The following is an 11,408-nucleotide window of genomic DNA, read 5'->3' as shown; positions in this document are numbered from 1 at the left end:
TGACATGCGTTTCACTATCGGTTTTGCCAAACAGGTGTGGGCGGGTTTGCTCGTATTACTTGCACTCACGGTCGTTCTCGGTGTGATCTATCCCGCCGCGGTGTGGGGGGTCAGCCGGATCAGCTCCGGATCTGCCGAAGGCTCACCGGTCACTGATGCCGCCGGTTGCGTGGTCGGCAGTGCCTGGGTGGGTGTTGATCCGCAGGTTGCCGAAGGGCAGCAGGACCCGTTCTTCCACAACCGCGTTGTCGGATCCGTTTCGGACGAGGATCCTTTTGCCACCGGTGATCCGGCTGCGGCACTGCCGTCCAACCAGGGGCCGAGCAGCGAGATTCTGGCCGGATTCATCATCGAGCGCCGGGCAGCCATCGCGGCGCGTGAGGGCGTCGACCCGGCATCGGTTCCCGTCGACGCAGTCACCGGTTCGGGCTCGGGTATCGATCCCCACATCAGTCCGGCGTACGCCGAACTGCAGGTCGCGAGGGTGGCGGCGAACAACGGCATCTCGGAAGACCAGGTGCGGGACTTGGTGGCTGAGCACACCGACGGTCGGCAACTCGGATTTCTCGGAGCCGAGCGAGTCAACGTCCTGGAATTGAACCTGGCACTCGGATTGACGGCACCTACGTGTGCTGCGCCGACGACTGGTGGATGATTGTCACGTGAGTTCTTCGGAGAAGGTCGGTCAATCTTTCGGTAGGGCACGCAAACGTGGTGAATTGCGTATCTACCTCGGCGCTGCCCCCGGCGTCGGAAAGACCTTCGCGATGCTCGGTGAGGCTCATCGACGTCGAGATCGTGGCTGTGACGTGGTCGCGGCCGTTGTGGAGACACACGGCCGCGCCCGCACCGCGGCGCAGATCGGTGACCTCGAGATCATTCCGCCGAAGCTGGTGGACTATCGCGGAACACGGATGCCGGAACTGGACGTCGAGGCGGTGTTGGCTCGGCGGCCGGCCCTTGTCCTCGTGGACGAGTTGGCACACACCAACACGCCGGGGAGTGAGAATCACAAGCGCTGGCAGGACGTACAGGAACTGCTCGAAGCCGGGATCGACGTCCTGTCCACGGTCAACGTGCAACACCTCGAAAGCCTCAACGACGTTGTCGCGCACATCACCGGCGTGGTTCAGCAGGAGACGGTTCCGGACGCGATAGTGCGTAGTGCGGCGCAGGTCGAGTTGGTCGACATCACTCCGGAGGCGCTGCGCCGCAGACTTTCTCACGGAAACGTGTATTCGCCGGAGCGTGTCGATGCGGCATTGGGTAACTACTTCAGACGCGGAAACCTCACGGCGCTACGCGAACTGGCTCTGCTGTGGGTGGCCGATCAGGTGGACGCCGCCCTGGCGAAGTACCGGGCCGAGAACAAGATCACCGATACCTGGGAGGCGCGCGAGCGTGTCGTCGTTGCCGTGACCGGGGGACCGGAGTCGGAAACGCTGGTACGACGCGCATCCCGTATCGCGTCGAAATCGAGTGCCGAGCTGATGGTGGTCCACGTCGTGCGCGGTGACGGACTCACCGGCGTCTCGGCTCCGGAGATGGGCAAGGTGCGCGCGTTGGCCGTCGGGGTCGGCGCCACGCTTCACACCGTTGTCGGTGACGACGTACCGTCGACGCTTCTCGAATTCGCCCGCGAGGAGAACGCCACACAGTTGGTTCTGGGAACGTCTCGACGTTCTCGGCTGGCGCGCATCCTCGACGAGGGGATCGGCGCCGCGGTGGTTCAGCAGTCCGGCGGCATCGACGTTCACATGGTCACCCATGAGGAAACGACTGTCCGTCGGCGGATCTCGCTGTTCGGCCGATCCGAGTACCGCTTGCTGTCGTGGATTGCGGCAGTGGTGGTTCCGACGGCCGCAGCCGGACTCATGGGTCTGATCGACCGGATCTCCGGCGTGCAGGGTGAAAACGCGTTGTTCTTCGTGGTGGTGGTTCTGGTCGCGCTGCTCGGTGGTGTCGGGCCGGCAATGCTGTCTGCTCTGCTATCGGGACTGCTGCTCAATTACTTCTTCACCGACCCCAGGTACAGCTTCACGATCGCCGAACCCGACAACTTCATCACGACGGTGGTGCTGCTGATAGTGGCTGTGGCAGTGGCCGTTCTGGTGGACGCTGCCGCCAAAAAGGCTCGGGAAGCGAAGCGTGCTTCGGAGGAAGCGGAACTTCTGACACTGTTTGCGGGGTCGGTTCTCCGCGGTGCTGACCTGTCCACGCTGCTCGAGAAAGCTCGTGAAATCTACCGTCAACGTGGGGTTTCGGTGGTGCATCATGAGGATGGCGTAGTCGCGGCCGTGGGTGCAGAACCGCCGGCACGTGAAGCTGATGCGGATTCCGTATGCGAGGTGAACGACGGCGAATACGCACTGATGCTGTCGGGGCCGGAGTTGAGTGCGCGTGATCGTCGGGTGTTGACCGTTGTCGCGCACCAGGCGGTCGGCATGATCCGTCAGGACAAGCTCACGGTCGAAGCGAGCAAGGCGGCTGCATTGACCGAGGCTGATCAACTGCGCCGAGCATTGCTTTCGGCTGTGAGCCATGACCTTCGGACACCGCTCGCCGGCGTGAAGGCTGCTGTGTCGAGCTTGCGCAGCGACGACATCGAGTTCTCACCTGAGGACACGGCAGAACTACTGGCCACCATCGAGGAGTCTGCGGATCAGTTGACCGCGCTGGTCGGCAACCTTCTTGATTCGTCCAGACTGGCTGCGGGAGTGGTCAAGCCGACGTTGCGGGCGGTGTACCTCGACGAAGTTGTTCACCGGGCGTTGCTGGGATTAGGCATCGGCGGCCGGTCGGACTCCCGGTCTCACAGTGTGATCGTCGACGTGGGTACTGTTGCCGTGCAGGCCGATCAGGGTTTGCTCGAGAGAGTGATCGCCAACCTCGTCGACAACGCATTGCGGTACGGCGGCACAACACCGGTGCGAGTGGGAGCAGCACGCGTCGGAGACCGCACCGTCATCACCGTCGCAGATACCGGCCCCGGTGTACCCCGTGGTGAAGCCGAATCGATGTTCGAGCCGTTTCAGCGAATGGGGGATCGCGACAACACGGGCGGCGTCGGACTCGGGCTGTCCGTGGTGCGCGGATTTGTCGACGCGATGGGCGGAACGGTCAGTGCCACCGACACTCCGGGCGGTGGGTTGACGATGATGGTCGAACTGGCCGGTGCAGGAACGAATGGAAGCGAGTCATGAGCCGGATACTGGTTGTCGACGACGAACCGCAGATCTTGCGGGCACTACGCATCAACCTCACTGTGCGTGGATATGACGTGGTGACGGCGTCCACCGGAGCAGGGGCCCTGCGCGCTGCAGCGGAACGGCCGCCGGACGTGGTGATTCTCGATCTCGGACTGCCGGACATGGACGGCACCGAAGTACTTGCAGGCCTGCGTGGCTGGTGCACGGCGCCGGTCATCGTGCTGTCGGCGCGCACCGACTCCGCGGACAAAGTCGAGGCCCTCGATGCCGGTGCCGACGATTACGTCACCAAGCCCTTCGGGATGGACGAGTTTCTGGCCCGCGTGCGCGCAGCGGCGAGGCGTGGAACCTCGGCGGCCGATACCTCGGAACCGTCGGTCGAGACCGCGTCGTTCACGGTGGACTTGGCTGCCAAAACGGTGAGCCGGCGCGGTGAACAGGTGCACCTGACTCCGACCGAGTGGGGCATGCTCGAGATGCTTGTGCGCAACCGCGGAAAGCTGGTCGGGCAGAAGGAATTGCTTCGGGAGGTGTGGGGACCGGCTTACGACACCGAGACTCACTATCTGCGTGTCTACCTGGCTCAACTTCGTCGCAAGCTCGAGGACGACCCGGCCAACCCCAAGCATCTGATCACCGAGGCGGGGATGGGTTATCGATTCGTGGTGTGAGAAACCAGGTGTGAGAAACCAGGTCAGATCATCACCACCAATTTGCCACGAGCCGTACCGGCTTCCATCTTGGCATGTGCTTGCGCGATGTCCTCGAACGCGAACACCTCGTCGATCGGTACCACCGCCTCGCCTGACGCGACAGCGGAGAGGAAGTCTTGCAGTACGTCGGCAGGCAGGTCGGACGCGTCCCCGCCGTACGAGGTCAATCGCACTCCGCGTGGAATGTAGTCGATCGGATAGAAGTCCTTGACTGTCCACTCGTTGGACAACATGCCCGTGAAACACACGGTCCCGTGAACGCGAGTGGCGCGCAACGTGTCGGGAAGTGTTGGTGTTCCGACTAATTCGAGAGCCAGATCAACACCGTCCGGGAAAATGTCTCGCACCTGGCCTGCCACGGCACCGTCGTCGAGGACAACGTGGTCGACCCCGATCGCGGTCAACGATGACGTCTTGCTCGCATCGCGGGTGGTCGCAAGGACCGTGAGCCCCCACTGCTTCGCCAGGACTGCGGTTGCCATGCCGACCGAGGAGGTTCCGCCTCGAATCAGTAGGGATTGACCGGATTTCGCATCCAGTCCCACCGTCAGAGAGCCGTACGACGTCTGCAGCATCTCGGGAACAGCTCCCACTGTCGACCAGTCCAGTTTGCTGGAGAAGGGAACGACCTGGCTGACGGGAACGCACGTGTACTCGGCATATCCGCCGTCGAAGACCCGACCCATCCCGCCCATCATGGCGGCGACCTGCTGCCCTTCGGTCAACTCCCCGCCGGGGCAGTTCACCACTTCGCCGACGGCCTCGATGCCCAGCACCCGCGGGAACGTCACGCCTTCGGCGAGGCCGAGGCGGGTGTGCAGTTCGGATCGATTGAGACCGAAGGCCTTCACACGGATGAGTACCCAGCCGGTGGTAGGCGCCGGTATGGGAATCTCCTTGATCGTCAATGCTTCTGGCGGGCCGGGGGCGTCGAGCACGATTGCGCGCATTGTGTCGGTCATGCTTTCTCCTTGGTGATGAGTGTCAGTCGACGGTTGGCTTCGCGCAGCGTGGCCAGTGTGGCGCCGAACCGATCGAGAGCCTCGGGCGTCAGCGCGGAACCGAGACGGCGTGCCAGTTCGTCGTCGAACGTGGACTTCGCCCGCTGCAACAGGCCAATGCCGTCGGGGGTCAACGCGATGAGTGAGGATCGTTTGTCGGCGGGATTGGATTGTCGACGGCAGTGCCCCGAGGACTCGATCCGATCCACCAATTTGCTCGTGCCACCGACGGTGATCGCGAGGGCTTCGGCAATGTCGAAGACCCGACAGGAACCTAGCCTGTCGATGATCTGCATCGGTTCGAATCGACTCAGTGGCAGGTCGTGCTCGATTCGGAGTCGCTGGTCGACGGCCGTCCACAGTTCGGTTTCGAAGCGGACGAGGTTGTCGAAGTGACCGCTCAGGTCCGACCCCGTCATGAGCAGACCCCGAACCGATATGCATTCCGTGGAATCATTCGTTCACCGTACGCCCGATTCGCGATTAATTCCATGGAATCTATTTGCGGCCTTTCGTTGTGTCGGTGGCGCATGGGAACATATGTTCGTGTCGCATGAACCGCTGGATCGAGAAACGCCAGGTAATCACCCTGGCGGTGCTCGTTCTGGCGGTAATCATTCTGGGGGTAGTCGACCTACGGGTGACGCAACGATCCTCCATGCGGACCTCGATTCGTTCTACGCATCGGTCGAGCAACGTGACGACCCGACTCTGGCGGGCAGGCCGGTCATCGTCGGTGGTGGAGTGGTCCTGGCGGCAAGCTACGAGGCCAAGGCATTCGGGGTTCGAACTGCGATGAGTGGTGGTCAGGCTCGATCACTGTGTCCCCAGGCGATCGTCGTTCCCCCGCGAATGTCGGCGTACTCGCAGGCGAGCAAAGACGTGTTCGACGTCTTTCACGACACGTCGCCGCTGGTCGAAGGAATCTCCATAGACGAGGCCTTTCTCGAGGTCGGCGGGCTCGCCAAAATCGTGGGAAACCCGCTGCAGATCGGGGCCAACCTCAGACGCGATGTGGCTGAGCAGGTCGGACTACCGATCACGGTCGGGATCGCACGCACCAAGTTCCTGGCCAAGGTCGCGAGTGCATTCGCGAAACCCGACGGATTGCTGCGAGTGCCGCCGGAGGGCGAGACCGAATTCCTGCATCCGTTGCCGGTCGAGAAGCTGTGGGGCGTCGGCAAGATCACGGCCCACAAGTTGCGAAACTTCGACATCGTGACGGTGGGTGACATCGCTCGGCACGACGAATCCTCGATCGTCTCGATTCTCGGGGGCGGCGCCGGTCGCCATCTCTACGCGCTCTCGCACAATCGAGATCCGCGCCCCGTCCGCGCCTATCGTGGCCGCAGTTCGATGGGTGCTCAGCATGCGCTTGGTCGCGGATCCCATTCCCGCGCAGAACTCGATGCGTCGTTGATGTCCCTTGTCGACCGTGTCAGTCGACGCATGCGTTCGGCGCAGCGGACGGGGCGCACGGTCACGCTCCGGCTTCGCTTCGCGGATTTCACGCGGGCAACTCGATCTCACACGCTGCGCCGGTCCACCGCCGACACAGCGGAATTGCTGAACGCCTCGATGGTGCTGCTGGACGAAGCGGTACCGATGATCGCGGACAAGGGCATCACGTTGATCGGTGTCGCTGTCTCCAACCTGGATCGGGACGGCGCCGAACAACTCGAATTGCCCTTCGACGGTCCAGGATTCGCGGGTCCGGACACTGCCGCCCTCGACTCGGCGATGGACAGCGTCCGGAAGAAGTTCGGCTCGGCGGCTCTCACGAGGGGAGTGCTCCTGGGACGCGATCCGGACCTGTCGGTGCCGCTACTGCCGGACTAGGTGAGGTTTTCTCGCAGAGTCGCTCCCTCGTATTCGCGTCGGAACAACCCACGCGCCTGCAGCACTGGAATCACGTGATCGACAAAATCTTCCAGGCCCTGCGGATAGGTCGGCGGCATCAGATTGAAACCGTCGGCACCGCGGCCGTTCAACCAGGATTCCATCTCGTCGGCAATCGACTCCGGTGTGCCGATCATCGTTGCGTGGCCACCACCCGCAGCGAGCGTCCCGAGGAGTTCCCGCACAGTCGGTGCGTCCTTCTCGACGATCCGCAGAATAGTTGCGTAGCGTCCTTGCGGCCCGCTGAATGCTTCGAGTGGAGGCAACGGGGGCACGGGCCCGTCGAGATCCCAGTCCTCGCAATCCTGTCCGGTGAACAACGAGAGTTGGCGTATCGACTGTTCGGTGGGCAGCAGGCGATCAAGTTCGGCCTTCTTGGCCCGCGCCTCGGCGACAGTACTTCCGACGTAGGTGACCAGCCCCGGCATGACGGCGACCGAGTTCGAATCCCGGCCGGCGCGCTCGATTCTCGACTTCACGTCCGCGTAGTAGCTCTGCGCGCTGGGTAGGTCGTAGGCAACTGAATAGATCGCCTCGGCGCGCTGCGCAGCCAGATCGCGACCCTGCTCGGACGCCCCGGCCTGAAACAAAACCGGTCTGCCCTGCGGGGATCGAGGAACCGTCAACGGGCCGTCGACACGAAAATGCTTGCCGTCGTGATCGATGCGAGAAATCTTGCCTGCGTCGGCAAAACGTCCCGCCCGGTCGAGGATCAGCGCGTCTTCCGACCACGAATCCCACAATGCGAGGGCCACTTCGACAAATTCGTCGGCTCGTTCATATCGGGATGCGTGATCGGGCATCGCCTCGAGTCCGTGGTTGCGCGCCTCCTGGTCGAACATCGAGGTCACGACGTTCCATCCGGCCCGTCCGCCGCTGATGTGGTCGAGCGATGCCAAAAGTCGTGCCGCGTGGAATGGCGTGTAAAAGGTCGTGGAGATGGTGGTGACCAGGCCGACGTTCGCCGTCGCTCGTGCCATGGCTGTCAACGCGGTGATCGGTTCGAGAAACCACGACGCACCAGACTCGGGTTCTCGAACACTGTGACCGTCAGCGAAGAAAACGGCGTCCAGCTTGCCGCGTTCGGCGATCTGGGCGAGCGACTCGTAATACGTGATGTCGCCGAGACTTTCGACCGGTGAGTCGCGGTGTCGCCACGCCGCACTGTGATGCCCGCAACCGAGCAGGAACGCACCTATCCGTAGCTGTGCGCCCATCAGTTCTTGACGAGTCCGCCGTCGACAACCAGATTCTGGCCGGTCACGGCCCGCGACCATGGGGAGGCGAAAAAGAGTGCAGCGTCGGCAAATTCGTCCGGCGTCGTGACTCGGCGCAGGGGAGTGCTTGCCGCGATCATGTCGAACACGGCTTCCGGTGTCGCGGCACTCGCATCGGTGGTGCGGAGCAAGCCGCCGGAGACCATGTTGACTGTGATCCCGTCCGGACCGAGGTCGGCGGACAGCGTCCGTGTCAGTGCCAACAGTGCGGCCTTGGCAGCGGTGTAGTCGTGGTAAGGAACTACCGGATTCTGGACCAGATTGGTTCCGACAGTGATGATTCGGCCGAAGCCGAGTTCGCGCATGCCTGGTAGCGCTGCCTGGGTGGTATTGAGTGTTCCGGCAACAGCTCCGCGTAGTTGAGAGTCGAAGTCGGCCCAGGTGATCGTGTCCGCGTTCGGCCGGGCATCGCCGTTGAACGAGAAGTCGACCAGTGCATTGTCGACCACGGTCGAGATCGGTGCGTCGAATCTCTCGCGTGCAGCGGAGAACAACTGGTCGACGGAACTGCGGTCCGTCACGTCCGCCTGGACTGCGAAGGTGCGATCCTCACCCAGTTCGGCGACCAGGGCCTCGGCGGCATCGCGGCTCTTGTTGTAGTTCACGATTACGCGGGCGCCCGAGCGGGAGAATGCTCGGCTCAGTGCGGCGCCGAGCCCGCGGGCGCCACCGGTGATCAGAACGATCTGCTCGTCGAGGTTCAATGCGCGCTGAAATTGCTGTTCGGTCATGTCGACATCCCTCCGCCAGTGCTAACTGGTCAGGTTCATCGGGTCTGATCTCAGCCGACTTTTTCGGCACCCCGTGTCACCGTCCATCAGACCACGTGAGGTGAATCGTCCTGAACGCCGGGTGCGTAGTAACGGCCGGCGCGATGAGTTTTCGATCGCTCGGGAGTCGTAATTGCAAGCGAAGTGGCAACCGGCCGCTCGCCTTCGCCCCAGGAGATTCCGATGACCACCCAGCCCGTCCACAACGAAACTGTTTCCGGTAACGCCACGACGACGACACCTTCGGCCACGGCTCGCAAGGTCGGATACGTCCTGAGTGGGCTGTTCGTCGTTTTCATGCTCTTCGACGGCATCATTCACATTCTCAACCTTCAGACCGTCAAGGACGCCTCCGCCGAACTTGGGTTGCCGGACTCGCTGGCATTGACGGCCGGGGTGGTGCAACTGATCTGCCTTGCGCTGTACGTGATTCCGCGAACGTCGATACTCGGCGCGATTCTGCTCACCGGTTACCTGGGTGGAGCCGTGTTGACCAACCTTCGAGCGGAACAGCCTCTGCTGAGCACGACGCTGTTTGCCGTCTATACCGGAATCGTCATGTGGGCGGGTCTGTATCTCCGAGACGAGAAGGTTCGCGAGATCATCCCGGTGCGGCGGGCCTGAAATCAGGCCCCTGAAGGGTTGCGTGGGACGCGGTGTCCCATTATGTTTGACCTCATTCAAGTCCGTCGACTCCAATCGACGGACTGGCCGTGAGGAGACACCGATGGCTCGGTCAGCGTCGATCGAAGTGGAAAAGCCGTACCGCCAGGTACTGCAGACTTTGTCCGAGGGCTCAGTTGCCCGCAGTTTCGATCCCTATCTCGACATCGACTGGGATTCACCAGAGTTCGCGATCGATCCGCATGATCCGAGGTGGGTACTCTCATCCGTGTCGGATCCGCTCGGAGCGACGCAGTGGTATCAGGATCAGTCGTTGGAGCGTCGAATCGCCATGGGAATGTGGCGTCAGGCGAATGTGACCAAGGTGGGTTCGGCATTCGAGAGCATCTTGATCAGGGGAATGCTGCAATACATCATGGCGCTACCCAACCAGTCGCCTGAGTTCCGGTACTGCCTGCACGAGATGACCGAAGAGTGCAATCACATCCAGATGTTCCAAGAGCTCGTCAATCGTATGGACATCGACGTACCAGGTATGCGACCGATGTTCCGGCGGCTGTCGCCGATCATAGGAGTGCTGGGAGCAAAGTTCCCGGTCATCTTCTTCATCGGCATTCTGGCTGGTGAAGAACCGATCGACCACTTCCAGAAGGATCTCATCCGCGAGGGTAAGGACACGCCGCCGGCGATGCTCCGCACCATGGAGATTCACATCGCCGAAGAAGCGAGACACATCTCGTTTGCTCACGAGTTCCTGCGCAATCACGTCCCCAGGCTCAGTCGTACGAGTCGAGCCATCACATCGGTCGCCTTCCCCGGCACGATGCGTTGGCTCGCGGGCGAAATCATGTCACCGCCAAAGGAATTCGCCGAAGAATTCGGAATCCCGGACGAGGTGATGAAGAGCGCCTTCTGGGGGAGCCCACATTCACGCCGCATCCTGGGTAACTACTTCGGTGAAATGCGAGCCCTGGCAGACGAACTCGGATTGATGAATCCGGTGTCGAAGCGTGCGTGGCGAAAGCTGCGCATCGACGGCGACTACGCCCGCTACCGCGGCGAGCCGAAGCGTTCCGACAAGACCCGGATCTAGTCCGGCCGCGAAGTTCCTCCGTCGGAGGACACCAGCTCGGCTATGAGCGTGGACAATTCGACATGGGGATCGATCTGTAGCCCGCTCGAGCGGGCAACGCCGTCGAACATGTACCAGGTGTATTTCGCGAGGTCGGCGACGATCTCTTCGCGGCTCGGGTTCGGATCGGTGCTTCGGACCCAGTGGGTGAGCGTGCCCTCGACCATTGTCACCACTGCGAACGGTAGTGAATCGAAGGGTGAGGAGTCGATCCCCACGGATCGACCGACTTCGGTGATAGTGGTGCGGGCCGAGTCGGCGATTGTCGCCTTCAGGCTGCTGATCGCGTCGATGCTCTCGTCGTCGTAGTCGGTGGGGCCGGTACCCATGAACTCGTGAATCCGCGGATGCTCGGTGATCCACTCGGCGACGGCGCTGATGGTTCGGGTCAGGATCTGGTCGAGAGTGCCTACCGAAATGCTCATCGACGCATCCAGGGCCGCCGCAAATTGGCCGAGCACAAACGCTCGGACTCGTCGATCGAGGTCGTCTCGGCCGCTGAATTGTCGGTACACCACCGACTTGGCGAGGCCGGCACGGTCGGCGATCTGCTGGACGGACACCTCGGCACCTGCCGCGCGCTCTTCGATCAGTTCGACAGCCGAGGTGAGTATCCGTTTCTGACGCTCGGAGTTGTGTCGCTCCCACCGCGCTTCGCGACCGGTCAACTCTGTAGTGACAGGTTGCGCAATTGCGTCGCTCGGCATCGGGCCAGTCTATCCGGACGGACCCGCCGTATTTCCGACTTGTCATCGGGCGCGGCATCGGGATCGGTCGTCGGTA

The 11,408-nt window shown here is 62.4% G+C and carries 11 protein-coding genes and 1 riboswitch; of the genes, 6 read left to right on the top strand and 5 right to left on the bottom strand.

The genetic code is table 11. The annotated features are described in order from the left end of the window. Positions 1–4: 4 nt before the first annotated feature. Genes GJB56_RS10815 through GJB56_RS10805 form a run of 3 tightly spaced genes read left to right on the top strand, consistent with a single transcriptional unit; the run spans position 5 to position 3,880 of the window. Positions 5–655 (top strand): potassium-transporting ATPase subunit C, encoded by a 651-nt coding sequence (locus tag GJB56_RS10815; RefSeq protein WP_019749013.1) that lies wholly within the window; start codon positions 5–7, stop codon positions 653–655. 7 nt (positions 656–662) lie between these two features. Then, the gene (locus tag GJB56_RS10810; protein ID WP_020969962.1) at positions 663–3,203 is read left to right on the top strand and encodes a sensor histidine kinase; all 2,541 of its coding nucleotides are present in this window, start codon (positions 663–665) and stop codon (positions 3,201–3,203) included. After that, positions 3,200–3,880 (top strand): response regulator, encoded by a 681-nt coding sequence (locus GJB56_RS10805; protein ID WP_019749011.1) that lies wholly within the window; start codon positions 3,200–3,202, stop codon positions 3,878–3,880. Before GJB56_RS10810 ends, GJB56_RS10805 begins: the two co-directional genes overlap by 4 nt. Positions 3,881–3,903: 23 nt before the next feature. Here the strand turns inward: GJB56_RS10805 and GJB56_RS10800 are convergent, their stop codons facing one another. Both GJB56_RS10800 and GJB56_RS10795 read right to left on the bottom strand, forming a co-directional pair. Beyond that, a complete protein-coding gene (locus tag GJB56_RS10800) occupies positions 3,904–4,884 on the bottom strand; it encodes a zinc-binding alcohol dehydrogenase family protein (RefSeq protein WP_086935701.1) in 981 nt (326 codons plus the stop codon). Beyond that, positions 4,881–5,342, bottom strand: a complete 462-nt coding sequence (locus GJB56_RS10795) for a MarR family winged helix-turn-helix transcriptional regulator (protein ID WP_020908182.1) — start codon at positions 5,340–5,342, stop codon at positions 4,881–4,883. The genes GJB56_RS10800 and GJB56_RS10795 overlap by 4 nt, the downstream gene beginning before the upstream one ends. Before the next feature lie 121 nt (positions 5,343–5,463). Between GJB56_RS10795 and dinB the strand changes: the two genes are divergently transcribed. Beyond that, positions 5,464–6,762, top strand: coding sequence for a DNA polymerase IV (dinB, locus tag GJB56_RS10790; protein WP_113683711.1), 1,299 nt, complete (start codon positions 5,464–5,466; stop codon positions 6,760–6,762). Here the strand turns inward: dinB and GJB56_RS10785 are convergent. Further along, on the bottom strand, positions 6,759–8,039 hold the full coding sequence (locus tag GJB56_RS10785) for an LLM class flavin-dependent oxidoreductase (RefSeq protein WP_019749007.1): 1,281 nt from the start codon (positions 8,037–8,039) through the stop codon (positions 6,759–6,761). The genes dinB and GJB56_RS10785 overlap by 4 nt on opposite strands. Continuing rightward, positions 8,039–8,803: a 3-oxoacyl-ACP reductase gene (locus GJB56_RS10780; protein WP_046379952.1), complete on the bottom strand. Its 765-nt coding sequence runs from the start codon at positions 8,801–8,803 to the stop codon at positions 8,039–8,041. Before GJB56_RS10780 ends, GJB56_RS10785 begins: the two co-directional genes overlap by 1 nt. 17 nt (positions 8,804–8,820) lie before the next feature. Then, a riboswitch (TPP riboswitch) is annotated at positions 8,821–8,914 on the bottom strand. 138 nt (positions 8,915–9,052) lie between these two features. Here GJB56_RS10780 and GJB56_RS10775 point away from each other — a divergent pair. Beyond that, positions 9,053–9,493, top strand: a complete 441-nt coding sequence (locus GJB56_RS10775; RefSeq protein ID WP_020908179.1) for a DoxX family protein — start codon at positions 9,053–9,055, stop codon at positions 9,491–9,493. A 103-nt stretch (positions 9,494–9,596) separates the two neighbouring features. After that, positions 9,597–10,586, top strand: coding sequence for an AurF N-oxygenase family protein (locus tag GJB56_RS10770; RefSeq protein ID WP_019749004.1), 990 nt, complete (start codon positions 9,597–9,599; stop codon positions 10,584–10,586). Here the strand turns inward: GJB56_RS10770 and GJB56_RS10765 are convergent. Further along, positions 10,583–11,332: a TetR/AcrR family transcriptional regulator gene (locus GJB56_RS10765; RefSeq protein ID WP_113683710.1), complete on the bottom strand. Its 750-nt coding sequence runs from the start codon at positions 11,330–11,332 to the stop codon at positions 10,583–10,585. The genes GJB56_RS10770 and GJB56_RS10765 overlap by 4 nt on opposite strands. Positions 11,333–11,408 lie beyond the last annotated feature (76 nt).

This window comes from Rhodococcus sp. AQ5-07, from assembly GCF_009707305.1.
GTDB lineage: Bacteria > Actinomycetota > Actinomycetes > Mycobacteriales > Mycobacteriaceae > Rhodococcus_F > Rhodococcus_F erythropolis.
The sequence above is the reverse complement of the archived record's forward strand: the minus strand, read 5'-3'. Positions and strand labels throughout refer to the sequence as shown.

Coding starts and splice junctions, on each gene's coding strand:
- GJB56_RS10795 (WP_020908182.1), bottom strand. CDS start 5,342: ATGACGGGGTCGGACCTGAGCGGTCACTTCGACAACCTCGTCCGCTTC.
- GJB56_RS10800 (WP_086935701.1), bottom strand. CDS start 4,884: ATGACCGACACAATGCGCGCAATCGTGCTCGACGCCCCCGGCCCGCCA.
- GJB56_RS10770 (WP_019749004.1), top strand. CDS start 9,597: ATGGCTCGGTCAGCGTCGATCGAAGTGGAAAAGCCGTACCGCCAGGTA.
- GJB56_RS10805 (WP_019749011.1), top strand. CDS start 3,200: ATGAGCCGGATACTGGTTGTCGACGACGAACCGCAGATCTTGCGGGCA.
- GJB56_RS10785 (WP_019749007.1), bottom strand. CDS start 8,039: ATGGGCGCACAGCTACGGATAGGTGCGTTCCTGCTCGGTTGCGGGCAT.
- GJB56_RS10765 (WP_113683710.1), bottom strand. CDS start 11,332: ATGCCGAGCGACGCAATTGCGCAACCTGTCACTACAGAGTTGACCGGT.
- dinB (WP_113683711.1), top strand. CDS start 5,464: ATGTTCGTGTCGCATGAACCGCTGGATCGAGAAACGCCAGGTAATCAC.
- GJB56_RS10815 (WP_019749013.1), top strand. CDS start 5: ATGCGTTTCACTATCGGTTTTGCCAAACAGGTGTGGGCGGGTTTGCTC.
- GJB56_RS10775 (WP_020908179.1), top strand. CDS start 9,053: ATGACCACCCAGCCCGTCCACAACGAAACTGTTTCCGGTAACGCCACG.